The 16,908-nt window shown below is 34.8% G+C and carries 18 protein-coding genes; 10 read left to right on the top strand and 8 right to left on the bottom strand.

Annotated features, from left to right (window positions below; translation table 11 throughout):
• Positions 1–177: 177 nt before the first annotated feature.
• A complete protein-coding gene (locus ND812_RS15140) occupies positions 178–738 on the bottom strand; it encodes a TetR/AcrR family transcriptional regulator (RefSeq protein ID WP_265376211.1) in 561 nt (186 codons plus the stop codon).
• Positions 739–855: 117 nt separating this feature from the next.
• Here ND812_RS15140 and ND812_RS15135 point away from each other — a divergent pair, with 117 nt between their 5' ends.
• The 6 genes from ND812_RS15135 to ND812_RS15110 are packed head-to-tail and all read left to right on the top strand — an operon-like array spanning position 856 to position 4,888.
• The gene (locus ND812_RS15135; protein WP_265376210.1) at positions 856–1,296 is read left to right on the top strand and encodes a hypothetical protein; all 441 of its coding nucleotides are present in this window, start codon (positions 856–858) and stop codon (positions 1,294–1,296) included.
• Entirely contained in the window at positions 1,293–1,709 is a 417-nt protein-coding gene (locus tag ND812_RS15130; RefSeq protein WP_265376209.1) for a hypothetical protein, read from the top strand. The genes ND812_RS15135 and ND812_RS15130 overlap by 4 nt, the downstream gene beginning before the upstream one ends.
• A complete protein-coding gene (locus tag ND812_RS15125; protein WP_265376208.1) occupies positions 1,706–2,113 on the top strand; it encodes a hypothetical protein in 408 nt (135 codons plus the stop codon). Before ND812_RS15130 ends, ND812_RS15125 begins: the two co-directional genes overlap by 4 nt.
• 12 nt (positions 2,114–2,125) lie before the next feature.
• The gene (locus ND812_RS15120) at positions 2,126–3,292 is read left to right on the top strand and encodes a serine hydrolase domain-containing protein (protein WP_265376207.1); all 1,167 of its coding nucleotides are present in this window, start codon (positions 2,126–2,128) and stop codon (positions 3,290–3,292) included.
• A 50-nt stretch (positions 3,293–3,342) separates the two neighbouring features.
• Positions 3,343–3,696, top strand: coding sequence for a PAS domain S-box protein (locus ND812_RS15115; protein WP_265376206.1), 354 nt, complete (start codon positions 3,343–3,345; stop codon positions 3,694–3,696).
• 31 nt (positions 3,697–3,727) lie between these two features.
• Entirely contained in the window at positions 3,728–4,888 is a 1,161-nt protein-coding gene (locus ND812_RS15110) for an adenylate/guanylate cyclase domain-containing protein (protein WP_265376205.1), read from the top strand.
• 278 nt (positions 4,889–5,166) lie between these two features.
• Here ND812_RS15110 and ND812_RS15105 read toward each other — a convergent pair whose 3' ends face one another.
• The 3 genes from ND812_RS15105 to ND812_RS15095 all read right to left on the bottom strand — a co-directional run bounded on the left by ND812_RS15105 (position 5,167) and on the right by ND812_RS15095 (position 9,439).
• The gene (locus ND812_RS15105) at positions 5,167–5,388 is read right to left on the bottom strand and encodes a hypothetical protein (protein WP_265376204.1); all 222 of its coding nucleotides are present in this window, start codon (positions 5,386–5,388) and stop codon (positions 5,167–5,169) included.
• Positions 5,389–5,565: 177 nt separating this feature from the next.
• A complete protein-coding gene (locus tag ND812_RS15100) occupies positions 5,566–8,085 on the bottom strand; it encodes an adenylate/guanylate cyclase domain-containing protein (RefSeq protein ID WP_265376203.1) in 2,520 nt (839 codons plus the stop codon).
• Between the two features lie 202 nt (positions 8,086–8,287).
• A complete protein-coding gene (locus ND812_RS15095; RefSeq protein WP_265376202.1) occupies positions 8,288–9,439 on the bottom strand; it encodes a DJ-1/PfpI family protein in 1,152 nt (383 codons plus the stop codon).
• A gap of 119 nt (positions 9,440–9,558) precedes the next feature.
• Here ND812_RS15095 and ND812_RS15090 point away from each other — a divergent pair, with 119 nt between their 5' ends.
• Positions 9,559–10,701, top strand: coding sequence for a helix-turn-helix domain-containing protein (locus ND812_RS15090; RefSeq protein WP_265376201.1), 1,143 nt, complete (start codon positions 9,559–9,561; stop codon positions 10,699–10,701).
• Between the two features lie 76 nt (positions 10,702–10,777).
• On the top strand, positions 10,778–11,602 hold the full coding sequence (locus ND812_RS15085) for a hypothetical protein (RefSeq protein WP_265376200.1): 825 nt from the start codon (positions 10,778–10,780) through the stop codon (positions 11,600–11,602).
• Between the two features lie 58 nt (positions 11,603–11,660).
• Here the strand turns inward: ND812_RS15085 and ND812_RS15080 are convergent, their stop codons facing one another.
• Both ND812_RS15080 and ND812_RS15075 read right to left on the bottom strand, forming a co-directional pair.
• Positions 11,661–12,503 (bottom strand): CPBP family intramembrane glutamic endopeptidase, encoded by an 843-nt coding sequence (locus ND812_RS15080; protein WP_265376199.1) that lies wholly within the window; start codon positions 12,501–12,503, stop codon positions 11,661–11,663.
• Between the two features lie 341 nt (positions 12,504–12,844).
• Complete coding sequence (locus ND812_RS15075; protein WP_265376198.1) at positions 12,845–13,462, bottom strand: NADPH-dependent F420 reductase; 618 nt, start codon at positions 13,460–13,462, stop codon at positions 12,845–12,847.
• A 139-nt stretch (positions 13,463–13,601) separates the two neighbouring features.
• On the opposite strand from ND812_RS15075, the gene ND812_RS15070 reads away from it, so the two are divergent.
• A complete protein-coding gene (locus tag ND812_RS15070) occupies positions 13,602–13,991 on the top strand; it encodes a winged helix-turn-helix transcriptional regulator (protein WP_265376197.1) in 390 nt (129 codons plus the stop codon).
• A 54-nt stretch (positions 13,992–14,045) separates the two neighbouring features.
• On the opposite strand, the gene ND812_RS15065 is transcribed toward ND812_RS15070, so the two are convergent.
• Entirely contained in the window at positions 14,046–14,870 is an 825-nt protein-coding gene (locus ND812_RS15065) for a type 1 glutamine amidotransferase domain-containing protein (protein WP_265376196.1), read from the bottom strand.
• 266 nt (positions 14,871–15,136) lie between these two features.
• On the opposite strand from ND812_RS15065, the gene ND812_RS15060 reads away from it, so the two are divergent.
• Positions 15,137–16,573, top strand: coding sequence for a RecQ family ATP-dependent DNA helicase (locus tag ND812_RS15060; protein ID WP_265376195.1), 1,437 nt, complete (start codon positions 15,137–15,139; stop codon positions 16,571–16,573).
• A gap of 5 nt (positions 16,574–16,578) precedes the next feature.
• Here ND812_RS15060 and ND812_RS15055 read toward each other — a convergent pair whose 3' ends face one another.
• Entirely contained in the window at positions 16,579–16,881 is a 303-nt protein-coding gene (locus tag ND812_RS15055) for a hypothetical protein (RefSeq protein WP_265376194.1), read from the bottom strand.
• Between the last annotated feature and the right edge of the window lie 27 nt (positions 16,882–16,908).

Genomic DNA, 16,908 nt, shown 5'->3' with positions numbered 1-16,908 from the left:
AGGGGAAAGGAAAGTCGTAATTAAAATTCTGAAGTATTTACTTTTAATATTTTGCTTAAAAATTTAAAGATATTAAGTCAGAAGTAAAAGTATAATGAAGTTATTTAAATACAGAAACGATCAAACTTACGATAGACTTAAATACCACAAACAATTGTATTTTAAATTATAATTTCCTTAACTTCCATAAATGCCATATAGATAAATTTGTAGGATAGAATTCGCAACGGTTTTCATGCTCTCTCCACTTTCGACTAAGTATTGCGGTGTCGCTATTTGATCAACTAATACTTGTAATATGTCAGTTGCGACAAGTTGGCTGATTTTTCGCTTTTTGACATTTTTAACATTTACAGAAATGATTTTTTCTGCTATTTTTTTAAATTCTGTTTTTCGAAATACTAAAAATTTTTTCACTAAATCAGGTCGAATTTTCAATAAATGAACCATAAATGATTCAAAATGTCTACCAAAGAGTCGTGGCATAATCGAAAAGAACTCTTCAATTTTCTCTTGGTTTAATTCCAAAGAAGTAACTAGGTACTTATCAAATTCCTGACGAACTTCTGCACAGATAATTTCCATGAGTAAATCTAAAAATTCGTCCAATCCATTGAATGTTTTGTAAAAAGTTCGCTTACTTACTCCACAGGCAGCACTGATTGAAATAGCGGATAACTCCTCAAATCCTTGCTCCTTTAGTATTGTAACAGCATTTCTGACTAGTTCTTCTTTCATCCTTTCCTTTAAAACTTGAATCGATCAAAACGGAAAGCAAAAAAACTTGACAGTATACTGAAAATACTAAATTAGTATACATATTCACAAAGTTGGGTTTTTAGGATTGGAGGATATATGAGAAAGACATTTTGGGAAAAGTTTCCAGTCACTATTTTACGGATTCATGGAATTTGTTTGATTTTACTTGCATTAGTAAATGCGAGTGTTTCTTATCGATCCACGATTACAGAAAATTTAGGGCCATTTCACTTTTTATATACGAATCCAACTTCAGAAATTGGACTTTGGCAGGCTTATCTGCTGATGTCTTTAATTGGGATTGTTCTCATTGTTGGTGCCAATGGTCAATCAATTTGGCCATCTGATTTACTTGGAATTGCAGCTCATCTTGTACCATTATCAACACTAGCACTTTTTAAACCACTAGTTGTCAATGCAATGGGAATAGAGACTTTTCATTTGAGTTTATGTATTCATTTACTGTTTATCACATTGGAAATCTTTGCTTTGGTCTCAGGACTGCTAGTCACTCGTACAGAAGGTATCAAAAGGTGAAGGTTCCTGCTACGATACTTAAGATACATGGAATATTTATAGCAAGTTTAGGATTTACATTATTCATCGGAACATTGGTAGGTAGAATGAATGGGATTGGAATGTTTTGGTTTTTACAAGTGAATATAGTTGCAGCAATCGGTTTTCACGAAGCTTATTTTCTAGTTGGTTTACTTGGCCTTGCATGTTTTATCGGTTCGAGAAGTAAAAACCTTCTGCATTGGCAATGCCTAATAATCTCATTACATATATTTCTAATGGTTGTTAACTTGTTACATTGGTCATACTATTCACAGCTAAAAATGATAGAAGCTGGTTATCTTTCTACAAATATGCATCTCCTATTTGCCCTTATTGAAATTGGAATGATCTTAAAAGATAAAAAATTTAGAAGATTGAAAGGTGAAATATGAATTCTTATTCTACTTTATTAAAATTTATGGTTTCAATGGTGCTCATCATCGGAATTTATTTACATACTTCAAGACTCGTATTCAGTCCCGAACTTGTAATCCAACACCTTCTCACGAGAGAATTTGATATGGTATTTGTAATCCCCATGGTCATCTCTACTATATTACTTTGGACATTCCGATCAAAAGTGATTCATCATGGGATGATATCAAAAGTGATTTACAATTTTATAACCATATATTTTACGATTAGCGTTCCACTGCATTTTAAATCATTTTTTGCTAATAATGTCGATCAGTTTAAAATTTTTCCTGGTTGGTATAGTTTAATCATTCTACCGATTTTGAACCTTATGCTTATCTTTGTATTGCGTCTTCAGTTTTTGCCATATAAGGCGAAGTAAAGGAAGGAATGTATGAAAATTATTCCCTACATCCTAATCATTCAATTATTCATGAGTCAAACATGTGTTACAATTCGAAAATCGGAGCAACAAGACGTGAAAAAAAGAATGTTTGAATTTGCTCAAAAATCCATCGAATCAAACAATACGCCTGGCTTACAATATGTACTAGTGACAGCGGAAGGTACTGTTCACAGTTTTAGTTTGGGATTTGCTGATGTAAAATTAAAACAATTAATGACAACGAATACAAGTCAGATGATCTATTCAATGACAAAAACATTTACTGCTGCTGCGATTTTGAAACTCAATGCAGAGGGAAAACTTGATATAGAACGTCCTTTATCTGATTATTTGCCAGATAACCCCTATGGCTCAAAAGTACTCATCAAACAACTTCTTTCACAATCATCTGGTCTTCCAAATCCGATACCATTAAGTTGGGTCCATCTCGCAAGTGAACATCCTCAATACAATGAGAATCAAGAGCTTTCGGAAATTCTGGCTAAACATCCAGAACTCAGTTTTGAACCTGGTACAAAATATGGTTATTCTAATCTTTCCTATTGGTTATTGGGAAAATTGATAAGTGTTACATCTGGTTCCACTTATGAAGAGTATATGAAAAAAGAGATATTGAGTCCATTAGGTTTGAGAGCAACTGAAGTTGGGTTTAAGATTCCTAATGATAAATTTCATGCGAAGGGATACATTAAAAAATGGTCAATCATTGATCTCTTAAGTGAATATTTTTTGGATAAAAAATTCATAGGATCTTATGAAGGTGATTGGTTAAATATCCAAAATCATTATTTGAATGGCCCTGCATATGGTGGAATGATTGCTTCAGCTGATGCAGTAAGTATATTTCTAATCGATCAATTGAAAGAAAATTCCAAAATTTTAAATCCGAAAGCCAAATCTTTGTTTTATGAACAACAGAAGACGAAAGATGGATACCTAATTCCGATGACCCTAGGATGGCATATTGAAGAGATTCGTTCAAATAAAATATCGTTTTTTTATAAGGAAGGAGGAGGAGCAGGTTATCATAGCGAAATGCGAATTTATCCAAATCAAAAGTTTGCGTCCGTTGTGATTGCGAATTGTATTGGTTTTGATGTGAAGGAATTTTTGAACCATCTGGACAATGAATATATAGAATCTCTAAAACGATAGAGAGTTATATATCAAATATGTTTAACAATTAAAATTGTTTATTTTACAAGATGAAAAAGTTAAAACTACAAGAATTGAGTAAACATTACCTTGCGATTCGGGGTTCAAAAAATGATGCAATTATCACTTCCGACAAAAGTAAAACCATCTTGTCTTGGAACAAAGGTGCAGAAAATTTATTTGGATACTCTGAGGATGAAATATTAGGTAAACCTATTTCAATCATAATTCCAATACATCTGAGAAAATACCACGATGAAGGTATGGAAAATGTGATTAATGGCAATGAACCAAGGGTGATGGGTAATGCATTAGAGGTCACAGGTTTGCATAAAAGTGGAAATGAATTCCCAATAGAACTAACCTTGGGTCATTACATTGAAAATGGAGAGATTTTTTTTTAGTGGCATTATTAGAGATATTTCAATTCGTAAGTTGAATGAAAAATTAATCACTGAACAAGCTGAACAATTGAATCAGGAAAGGATAGCCCTTGTCAAGGAGAATCTAAAGTTTATTACAATCAGCCAATCTGAAAAAGATGCGATTATTACTTCAGATAAGAGTAAAAAAATCCTCTCGTGGAATAAAGGTGCTGAGATTATTTTTGGATATTCAAAAGAAGAGGTAATCGGAAAGCCCATATCTATTATCATACCAATGCAATTTAAAAAATTACATGAAGATGGAATGGATCGAATGATCAATGGAGAATCTGGGAGGATTATTGGTAATACAGTTGAAGTGATAGGTTTGCACAAAACGGGGAGAGAGTTTCCAATTGAACTTACATTAGGTAGTTGGAAATCAGGAGAAAATATATTTTTTAGTGGGATCATTCGTGATATTACTCTAAGAAAAGAAGCAGAAATTGAATTAAAAAATCAAAAAAACAAAACAGAAGCATTACTGAATAATATTCTTCCTCGAGAAACAATTGATGAACTAAAGTTGAATGGTTTTGTAAAATCTAAATTCTTCGACTCTGTATCCATACTTTTTACAGATATTGTCGGTTTTACTAAAATTGCAGAGAATACAGATGTTCAATTTCTTGTAAGTAGTTTGAATCATATGTTCCAACATTTTGATAAAATTGTTAAAAAGAGAGGTTTAGAAAAAATTAAAACGATAGGTGATTCTTACATGTGTGCTGGAGGAATACCTATCGTAAATGGGACACATGCAATTGATTGTATACTTACAGCAATTCAATTTTTACAATACATTCGATCTAACCGTAATTTGCTTCATTGTGACATTCGAATTGGTATTCATACTGGTCCTGTTGTTGGTGGTGTGGTAGGTGAGTGGAAGTATACGTATGATATATGGGGTGACTCGGTAAATGTTGCTTCTAGAATGGAGTCATCAGGGCAAATTAACAAAATTAATATTTCGGAAAGTACATATTCCTTAGTAAGTGATTTTTTTGAATGCGAATCTAGGGGCTTTGTTGAAGCTAAAAATAAAGGAAAAATGCAAATGTTTAAAGTTTTGAGGTTTAAAAAAGAATATTCCATCGATGGGTTGGGACATAAACCTAATGAACTTTTTTTTACAGTATATCAGGAATTAAGAAATCTTCTTTCCTAGTCTCCACCAATCATTTCTCGTTTAAATTCTGTAGAGCCAATCGAGCATTGAAGGACATGATTCTAGTTTCGATCGATCATTACAAGACTGCACCAAAAATTCATCCAATACAGATTTAGTAGAATTGGAAATCTTTCTATTGAACTCGTTGCTTCACATTTTTGATGGTTCACACGCGATACCGAATTTCGATCAGGATAGGAGGATGAGTGAAATCATTGCGGAGCTGGTCTGTCTGAACAGGAGGTTCAGCTGGCAGGAGTCGAGAAGGCATTCTGCTACATCACCCGTATCCCATACTTCCGAAACACATCTACCATTTCCAAAAAGGCTTCAGTCGATTGTTGTTTGAGAATTTTAATCAGTAAAATTAACGCGCGTTCATGGCTTGTGACTTCTTTGTAAGCGATAAAAAAGGCAATGAGGTCGAGTGGATTCATTTTGTTGGCATTGGATTGCCATTTTGCATTCCATTCCTTGCCAAAGGTCGATCGTTGCAAAAGGAATCTTTCTTTTAGGAAGCGGATTAAAAAAGGGATTATTTCTTTTGCTCTGAGAGAATTCCAAAATGTTTTAAAAGTTTGCCACTGGACACGGTTGTAAAATGGAATGGAACTCTTTTGAGGAGGCATAGTGTAAACTTGAATCTAATTTCTATTGAAGACAATGAAAATAGATTAAGTGATCCTTTCTGTTTCCTGTTTTGATTTTAAAACCATTTTACTACCTTGTTTGATTTTTTGATAAATGGACCAAAATAATTCATTGGGAACAAGGCCATCTTTGGAAAACTTAGGTTTGATCTGTTTCAAAAGATACATATCGTACCGTTCCCCATTTTTATCGACAATCTTCCCTCTGTGTTCACAATGAAATAAAAATCGAACTTTGTCATAAGTTGTTTGTGAAATATTGATTTCACCAACAATTCCTGAACTTTCCATACGTGAAGCTGTGTTGACACTACTCCCCCAAATGTCATATGCAAATTTAAAACGACCAACAACCCCAGCGATTACAGAACCTGTGTGAATTCCAATTCGTAGTTCCCAATAAGGTAAATTTAATTGGGTTTTGATCTCTTTCATTTGGTCCATAAAAGATCTGATCTCAAGTGCTGCAAGACATGCGTCTATTGGGTTTGTGTAGTTTGAATCTGGTAAACCACCAGCACACATATAAGAGTCCCCAATGGTTTTTAGTTTTTCCAATTGGTTTCTTGATATGATTTCATCAAATTGGGTGAAACAAGCATCAAGTTCCGTGATGAGTTCGTTTGACTCCATGTTTTTTGCAACTTCTGTAAAACCTCGAAAATCAGTGAAGAGGATGGTTGCCTCGTCAAAAGATTTTGGTTCACAATACCCATTGATTTTAATTTCTTCAGCGACGGATTTTGGAAGGATATTTAACAAAAGTTTTTCGGATTCTTCACCCGCAAGTTCTGCTTCTTTTTTGGCTTGTTCTAAGAGGATATAACTTCTATCTAACTCTTCTGCTAGTGGTCTTGCAAAAACATAAACCAGTAAATAATTGAACAATACTAGAGGTAGGGTAACTAATGTTATGTGAAAAAGGCTTTCTCCAAATGCTAGTTTTTCTAAAAACTTTGGCATTTGTAATAAACTGGCAAATAAGATAGAAAAGATTCCTAAATTGGCTAGTTTTTGGCTGAATCGAATGGTCCTTCCTGGTAATGAGAATGCCCCTAATTTTAAAACAGCAAACCCAAGTAAGGTGGTCGGAATGAATAAATAATCAGAAATTGGGGGAATCGCGAATCCATGGGACGGAAAAAATGCAGTTAATAAAAATACTCCAGAGAGTAAAACGGAACCCAGCGCCACTTTGGATTCCTTGGGTAAAATTGCCCATCGTTTGTGGATTTCTCGACCGACAATGATAAATGCGAAAAATCCAGCGATACCGAGTAAGTAGGGAACTAAGGAACTTTTGTGGATGATTCCATAATCGTAACGGTAGTAACCATTGTGTAAAAAAGGTGTTATGGATAAAAATGAACAAAGAATTGAAAGTAAATCGACAACCAGTAAAGACTTGGGTCTTTCACTTCCAATTGCTTTTAAAACAAAACGTGATAAAATACTTGGCGCCAGGGAGAAAATTAAAAAACTAACCTGCGATATGCGAAGTAAAATTAAATAATTAAGTTCGAGTTTTGTAGGAATGGATTGTAAGTTATAAAAAGCAGTGATGATGAGTGAAAATGCACATAGCTGATTGATCTTTGCTTGTGGGTTACTCCCTGCTACAATGATTGCCATAAAAATAGCGACAAAAAAGGAAATGGTAGGAGGGAGAGCATGGGGAAACCAATTGTCATTCAAATAAGCACTGTGGCTTAAACCTAGTGCGACTGTTCCACTCAGGACAATCAGTGAAAAAGAAACCACACCAAACAAAATGTAAAATAATCCGTTTCGATCAAACAGAAGTTCGTTTACATCGAGAAAATCGGATCGGAAAATTCCGTAAGCAATTAAAATCAAGGGGATAAAGATAAAAAAGGATCCAGGATACACATTGTATCCAAGTAAAACGGGCGCATTTGAGATCGTCATTAGAAACAATACATTATAACCGATGAAGAGCGATTTATGGATTCGTTTTAAAAGGATTTTCCACTGGAATGTAAAAAAAGGTAAAACGAGTGCAAAGTATCCGACAAGAGGGATGATGCCAAATGGTTTTATATAATTTGTTGCTTTGGGATACTTTCCAAATTGGTAATCAAACCACTCGTTATGAAAACCGAGTCCTTGGAAAAGTCCCACATAACCAAAGATAACACTGATCCAACAAAGATAGGTATAATACAAAAATACTTTTTTCCGAGAGAGCGCATAACAAATATAAAAGTTAGAAGGTAAAATGAGAAGGATAAAGAGATAAAGCCAATTGTTTAATGCCAGTAAGAGTTCACGGTCCATGATCCATGCTCTAAGAGAAAGTACAAGTCCAAGAATGCCATATCCAAAAAAGGAAATGGCTACATTCAGAGAAAGAACTCTGTCTTCACCATTGGTATGAAAAATCCTTCGAAAACTGAAGGCACTTAAAAAGAACCCAACGACTAGGGAAATAATCCCAGGAATTCCATATGGAAGTTGTAACCAAAAATAGGTCCAAGTGTCTCCAATGGTTTCGATGTTAGGCAATTGGTAGGTGTATTCCATCTCTGAATCATCATTTTACCCGAAGAAGTCTTTCGTAAAGAATTAATTGACAAATAGCGTTTAACTGTGGCAGAACTTATCGAAACAAAATTTAAGGATAAATCCCTATACGAAAAGAACCACTTGGAATCTTCATTCTCTAACTGGTGTAATAGGGTTGGACTGAGACTCATCAGATTGTTTGTTCCAATACTCGTAAACCTTATGGGATCGGGAATTCCATTTGGAGGGAAACAAATTCCATTGTTGTTCCTCCATACCTTTTTTGGATTGTATCTAAGGTTTCCTTAAGTAACGGTAAAGCTTTCCCATCATTTGGAATCAAAACCTTTACATGGATTCCTTCACTCTGTGAATTGGTTCGATCGGGATAAATTGAAATGCCTGACTTCAATTTAACTTGTTTTGTTTGCAAAGCGATCGAACTCACATTTGATCGATACGTGCGTGCATATGCATCCGCTACCAACGCTAATGAAACTTCATCCATTCCTTCCTCAATTGGAATTCCGATGGTATCATGATTCCAGAAAGATAAATAGTTCTTAGTTGCAATGAAATAATGATTCCATTTAAATTCAAACCTATCACTATTATGTTCTGGATCCCATGATTCAACACCGTATAACATAGCCATTTCGGTTGCCTTTTTCTTTCCAACTAACGTTTCGATTAACGCCAATGAGATTGGAATGGATGCAGTGACTCCTGAAGTAGTGATGATCCGTTCGTCATGTACATACCTTTTGTTTTTAGTCCAATTTGTATTTGGAAACGTTTCGATTAATTTATCTTTTGCATACCAATGTCCTGTTGCTTCCCTTTGATCCAACAATCCCGAATAAGCAAGTGTCCAAACTCCATCACAGATTCCAATGAATGTTGCACCCATTTCATTTTGTTTTTTTAACCAATTGAGAATCGTTGGATTTTGTGAATTATGAAGAGCGGGAACAATGACAATGTCTGCTCCTTCTGGATGTTCTTTGTCAAAATTAGCAAAGGAAGTATCCACCTCTACTGCTAATGCTGGGAATAGTTGGACTTTCCCTCTTTCAGGTGCTAACGCATACAGTTCAGAAATACCTGCTCGTTTCAAAATCCCATAGGGGACAAGGAAATCAGTGAGTTCAGTAAACTCGTTGTCACTGATGATGGTAATGACGGGTTTTTTGTGTTGGGATTTGATTGGAATTTGATTTAAATACTTTTTTTTGGACACAAAGGGATTTGCAAGGAGGTGGGTGTAAAAAATTCCAAACATAAGTATACTCAATAGTACTCTTACTGTAAGAGATTGAATTAGATTTATTTTACGATTGTTGTCTTGGTTTTGTGATAGGTTTCGGTTCATACAATTGAGTATCGCATTCAATCAATGTCCAGTCGTCCTTTTGGATACAGATGGACACAGAAATGAGTGGATTTTTTTAAAAAAAATAGACATTCGGAAAATGAAGGAGAAAAAGACTTATGATTTTAATTCCTTATGCTGGTGCGATTGTATCATTCCTGCTTTTTTTATCCCACTGGCTCGAAACATACCAATTACGAGGAAAACAAAATAACAAAATCAGAATTCCTTCTCAATTTTTTCAAAACAATTTTGCAAAATTAGAAACAAGTTTTCTTTATGATTATTCATCGGCGTTATTATTTTTAGCTGTGTCCTTGGTGCAGTTTCATATGGCTGCAGAATTTGGTAACAGCTTTTCATTGTTCCCTTACTTATTTGGGTTTCATATCCCACTTTTATTACTCATTGGTCCACTATGTTCCCTTTATTTTGATAAAATGAGTAATGGATCCTTTAATCATTCCGCTATTGTTCATTTGTTTCCTTCACTTCTGTCATTTGGTTTCCTCATTGTTTTTGGACCATCTAACGGGAGTGAAACTGTGGATGCGGGGAAATCGATTTTTGGAGGCAAAAGTGCAAGCATTTCTGTATTGATTTTGTTGGGACTTGGTGTCGTTTCGATTTTCTTTTATACATCCCTAATCTTATACAAAATCGTGAAGTGGAGGATCCATTCTAAAGAGGATCTGAAAACATCGTTCCCACCATTCTTACGATTAATCGTTTTTACCAATTCTATCACGTTTTTGTTTTTAATTGCCCAAATTTTTTTGATGGAAATATTTTTTATCGCATGTAGTGGATTACTTGTCCTTTTGGTTTATATTTTATTGCAGAGAACAAATCGTTTAGAGATCATTCCAAATTTCGAAAAGGAAACGAGTGTTGCCCGTTATAAAGAGAGCCGTACGAAAGGAATCGATATTCAATCTGTTCTTAATCGATTGGATTATTTGATGAAAACGGAACATCTATATACAAACGAAGAATTGACTCTAAAAACATTAGCAAGTCGACTCGACTTAGACTCTCATCAATTATCTGAAATTTTAAATTATCACTTAGGGATCGGTTTTCGAAATTATGTAAATCAGTTTCGATTGGAAACAGCTGCAAAACTTTTGAAGGAGAATCCAAATATGACAATCATCAGGATTATTTATGCCTCTGGTTTTAATTCTAAATCAGCATTTCATACACTTTTCCAAAAAAAATATGGAGTCACTCCGCAGGTTTATCGTAAGAATTTTATTTGATCCAATCCAAATTTGAATTGCAAAATTGTGCCCTTAGAAGCAAATCATTTCCGCTAACATAGAAGGAGTTCTCCTAATGGAAAAACGGTTTTTAAAATGGGCAGAAATACTTGATTTTCTAATTTTAATTGGATCGAGTTTGACATTGGTAGCTTGGATTTTTGGTGTTCCATTTTTTTACCGAACAGACGGACCTGTTCTTTCTATTTTTACTTCCATTTCTCTTCTTGTCATTGTTGGTTTACGATTAGCAACTCGGCATTTTCAGCTTTGGCCTTTTACCGCCAATTTGGCATTTCTCATGATCGTTGGGGGAGGGAATATCTCTTCTATTCTAATGTTGTTATCTGCTCCTGCCGTACACATCAACCCTAAGTCAACGCTTGTTATGACCTCAAATTCCACTTCTATCGGACTCATTTTTTTTAGTTTTTATGAAATCCTTTTGTATTTAAGAAGAACTCCAAATCGATCTTGGATTTTGGATGATATACTGATTCATCTAGCGCTTGTTCCTGGAGGACTTAGTTTGATTGGTCATTTATTTCAAAATCCAAACTACTTAAGTATGTCGATCGATCCAAGAGTTGGGATTTCTATATTGGAAATGGCTTTTATGGCCCTTCTTGCCCTCTCCACCGTACTTTCGAATCCAAATTTGTTTTTATGGAAATTTTTAAAATCAGGAACTTCGAACCAACTCATATTTTCTGGATTATTTGTGAATCAATACATTGCACCGATCATTTATCTAATGTTAACTCATGAAAATTGGGATTCAGTAAATTTTGGGCCAGAACTTTTTATCTTTTTTGGCGGTGTGATTGCAACTTTAGGATTTTTGATGTTCCAGGCAAAATTGGAAGAAAACAATTCATTACAAAAAAACGGAATCACCTGAATTGATAAACCAAATTGAGGTAAAATTCATATTGTGTATCGAGATTGTGAATATTCCATTATCCAGTTGGCATTTTGTCTTTTTGTAACATTTGTTCAAAAATATATTTGAGCCCAAATAAAAACAAAAACATAAACATCCATGAAATGAGACCTGTAACGAGTCTCTCACCACCGAATAACCACTGATAGTTGTGAGGTATTGGAGAAACGAAGAATGATTGCATTTTGACAATATACACCCAACCTGCATGAATCCCAATTGGTAAATAAAGGGATTTAGTATAAACCCAAGCGTAAGACAAAGCATATCCTACCAAGAACAATCCTATGAATTCTGGAATCAAGATGAGAATATCTTGTATTGGCCGGATAAAATGTGTGAACGAAAAAAACAAACTTGTAAAGATAACCGCCTTTTTCTCCCCCCATTCGACAACAAATGATTGAAGAAGATAACCTCTAAAGAATAATTCTTCAACGAATCCAATACAAAATACAGAAAGTAAAAAATATAAAGAGATCAAATAATCAAATGCCAAAAATTCTTTGGGTGCCCAATTGGATACACCAAAAATCACCTTAGTGGCTACTACAAAACTTAGTGATGCCATCCCAGCGAAAAATCCTAAAAATAAATCTTTCTTTCTTTTTGTTATGTTTTCCAATCCGAGAGATCGAATTGGTTTTTTTTCTATCCTATTGTGAAACCAAAGTAAGGAAATAAATAAGATTACTGTTGTTGTCCGAGACAAGATTTTAGAATAGGAGAAGGGTTTTAATTCTACATGGGGATTATTTTCAGCGATATTATTCTGAATTCCATATAAGAAGAAACTGATGATGAAACTAACGCTGATTACTAAAGCAAAGAAGTATGTGAATTTTTTTGAAGTTTGCATGGGATTCAAAACGTAATGAGGGATAGATTCCCATTTTGTATAGCATTGTTTCGAATGAAGGGAAAAAATAGGAAATTTTACATATTTCCCATTCGAATTCATTGCTAGTGCAACGACTGAATATTGTTCAGTTAGAGGAAACCAAACAATGGTTTGTTTTCTATTGAGAAATAGAATTGAGGGGAAAAAAGTCAAAGCTTCGCAACGAGGATCAAATTGCTCTAGGGATCAGTCGGCTTTGTCCAATAGGCAGTAGCGAAACCGCTCCCCGGATAGGCCAAATTTAATCAAAAGTAATCTTTGAAAAGCAAATGAAAGAACTCCTTGATGTTGTTGTGATTCTAACGTTTGAGTAACTTAAATCCGATCTCTCTTCCTAATTTTTGAAACATCGCAAGATTGATCCAAAAAAATGCAAATTCTTCCATCAGGGCAAATTTGTCATTTCCACCTACATCATAACAATTGGCAAATCCTAAATCGAATGTTAGTTGTAATGCGATATCTTTGCCTGTTTTGGAATCGCCAGCCATAAACATATCGAGTTTAGTATCTCCATAATTGGGATTTAACAAATTATTGGCACCTGTTGTATTAAAACACTTCACAACATCTTTGGATTGTGTGTTTTTAAGTATGGTTTCTGTGGTGGAAGTGTCCAAAGTAGACGTATCTTTTTGTACTGTATTCATCGTGTCGATGATGATTTTTCCTGTTGTATCACCTAACGATTTTATAACATTGATTGTTTCTTTGGCCGGTGTAGATATCACAACTACGTCAGATCGTTTGACAGCTTCTTCGATGGGACAAGCAGTAATATTGGGAAGCGAGAGAAGTTCTTTCCCTTTAAAATTCTCTGGATTCCGAACTCCTAAGAAGATTTGATGACCTTTTTTTGACCAACCCGTCGCCAAAGCTCCACCAACATTTCCTGTTCCAATGATTGCAATTTTCATACACCATACTCCTTTTTTTAGTCTATAAAGAGTTCTATTTTTAGAATTTGCAATTCGATTTGTATCTAAAATAAATAGTTTTTGACTATACCAACGTATTTGGTAATAAACTTACCATTTGGTAGGTTATTGGAGGAATATGCCTGAATTTAAATATAAAGGTAAATTGTACTATAATCCTGTAGAATTTGTCTTAGATTGGATAGGTGGTGCCTGGAAAATGCCCATCCTTTGGAGACTCAGAGAAAAAACCTTAAGGTATAGTGAAATCAAAAAAACATTGAGCCATATTTCCGATAAAATGTTGGCACAGTCACTTCGTGAACTCGAAGAAAATGGTCTTGTCCATCGTAAAGTATATGCGGTTGTACCTCCCCGTACAGAATACTCTCTTACAGAGCTTGGTAAAAAGACGATCCCAATGATTATTTCCTTACGAGAACTTGGTATTACGTTTATGAAAACTTCTGGAGCCTATACAGAAGATTTGGAATCATTTCCCAATGCAAAAACAACAAAGAAAAAATAGACAATTCTCTACTTCTTCTATTTTCAGAAGAAGTAGGTTTCAAAAAATGGATCATCAATTCAGAAGTTCAATGAGGAGTTTTGCGGCGGCTTCTCCTGAATTTTGTTGTTGCCCTGTGATCAAAAAACCATCTCTGATCGCATAAGACGAGAAAGCTGGTGCGACCTTGAAAGTAGTGTTTTTTATTTTTTTTGCTTCTGTTTGGATTCGATACGGTTGGATTTTTTGACCTACTGCTTTATCAGCATACTCTTCTTCTTCATCAGAAAATCCTGTCCAAGTTTTTCCATCCACTAATAGTTCACCATTTGACTTTTTTGTTTCTAAAAGAATCGTAGTGGAGTGGCAAACGGCAACAGCAGGTTTATTGTTTTCATAAAATTGAACAAATAAGTTTTGTAACAATTGATTTCCTTTGTATGTAAACATTGGTCCTTGTCCTCCAACTAGGAAAATCGCCACATACTCATCTGCCTTTACATCGGAGAGTTTTTTTGTATTGGATAAGGAATCTTTGAAATCTTTTTTTTGTAAGTAACCTAGTGAGATTACATCGTGGGAAGAATAACCACTTGGATCGGTTGGATTGGAATAAGAATCCATTTCAACTTTTCCTCCTTCTGTAGAAGCAAGTTCTACAGAGTATCCAGATTCGATAAAGACTCTCATTGGGTGTGTGAGTTCCGATGCCCAAAATCCAATGGGCCAACCAGTTTGTTTGGATACACTTGGACTACTGAGTACCATTAGGATTTTTCCCTTTGTTTGTTGTCCATGTGGGTGCACATAGGACTTAATTTCTACGACTCCTGTATGTTTGCCACAAGTTAGTATGGTAAACATAAGGATGAATAAAATAGAGTGAATGATTCGATTCATACAAGTATCCTTAAAAGTTTCATTCGTTATTTCATTTTTCCAATCGAATCGTCAAACGGAAACTCAAGGATTGTGTAAGGATTTGAATGTATGATAGTATTAGTAAGTATATTACTAATTAGTAATTAGAGTTAAAAGTTTTGGTTTTAATCACTAACGAATCAAGTTTCCCATCCATTTTGCAAATAAAATTCATTGTGTGCTGAATCATTTGAAAAAGTGATCTCAAAGAAAAGAACGAAATTGGATTGTGGTGAAAGGGGATCATGAAAACGGACTTACTGTTTGGTACTTTTGGAATTAAGGAATTCCGAGGGAATCAAGAATTGATCATAAAACACGTAATTAGTGGTAAAAATGCCTTGGTCATTATGCCAACGGGCATGGGAAAATCAATTTGTTTCCAAATTCCTGCCTTGGTTTTGCAAGGAACTTGTATTGTCATCTCTCCTCTTATTGCCTTAATGAAGGACCAAGTGGATTCATTGTTGCAAAAAGGAATCTCTGCCACGTATATCAACTCTAGTTTAAACCGCACAGAAAGGACAAATCGATATGAAGCACTAAGAGCTGGTAAGTTGAAAATTGTCTACGTGTCTCCTGAAAGATTCCAAAAAAAAGAATTTTTAGAGGTTCTGTCCAATTTACAAATTTCTCTATTGGCAATTGATGAAGCACATTGTATCAGCCAATGGGGTCATGACTTCCGCCCTGATTATACCAAAATTAATTGGTTCCGTGAGATTTTAAAATTTCCACCCACAATTGCCTTAACTGCGACTGCTTCGAGTCGTGTACAAAATGATATCGTAAACCAAATGGGACTACAATCGCATGAAATTAAAATTTTTGATGATGGATTGTTTCGGCCAAATTTGCACTTATCTGTTGCTGAGTGTTTTGATGTTGAAGCTAAATACAAACAGTTGTTAGAAGAGTTAAAGTCCAAAAAAGAGGTTTCCATTTTATACTTTAGTCTTATCCAAGAGTTAGAAAATTTTAGTCGATGGTTGGATACCAAACGATTCCCTCATTTGGTGTATCATGGGAAACGATCCAACCAAGATAGAAGTTTGACACTCACAAAATTTTTACAATCAGATTCTGTTGTGTTACTTGCTACCAATGCCTTTGGAATGGGTGTTGATAAACCAAATGTTAGAAATGTTTTCCATGTACAAATTCCTGGAAGTATCGAAGCCTATTACCAGGAAATTGGAAGGGCAGGGAGAGATGGTAAACCTTCTGAATGCAAACTGTTTTATACAGAAGACGATTTGGCGATCCAAATGGATTTTATCGATTGGCAAAATCCAGATGTGTCCTACTTAAAAAAACTCTATATGTTGTTATTCCAAAAACAAGACCAACTTTCTGCCCTTGATTACGAGACAATCCAATCCTTTATGACGTATAAAAATAAGTCAGACCACAGAGTACAAACCGCTATCAATTTATTATCACGTGTGGGTCTTTTGTCTGGTGATTTAGAACTAGGGACCTTACAACTGGAAAATGAATGGGACGATTCTCTGTTTTCAAAAGAAGAATTGGAGGCTAAAAAAATGGAAGGTGGAAAACGGCTCTACCAAATGCTCCAATACACGAAAGCAAATGATTGTAGAAGGAAGTTTATCCACCAGTATTTTGATTCCCCTTTTACTTCTTGTGGGAATTGTGATCTTTGTTTAAAGAGCGACTAACTTACTTAAGCTGCTTTAAACTGATCAAAGGCACGCACACCCGGTCTGTAATAATATCTAGCTTTTTCCCTTGAAAGATTTTGAACGGAAGTGGTTACATAATTTTCTTTTGTCATTCCTTTTGGAATCAATCGAAACAAATCTCTAAATTTATGAGTAGGTGGAACATTGAATTCCCAGCAGATCTCTTCTTCAATGGCAAGTAAACTTTCTAGATGGTCTTCCATATCCCCATCTGCATTTGTCTTACTTTCCATTTGTTTAGAAACATCAAAGTATTCTTCTAAAAGTGATTCTACGTAATCCATAATTGACCTCTTCTTGGATTCCATCCT

The organism is Leptospira limi (assembly GCF_026151395.1).
Classification (GTDB): Bacteria; Spirochaetota; Leptospiria; order Leptospirales; family Leptospiraceae; genus Leptospira_A; species Leptospira_A limi.
The sequence above is the reverse complement of the archived record's forward strand: the minus strand, read 5'-3'. Positions and strand labels throughout refer to the sequence as shown.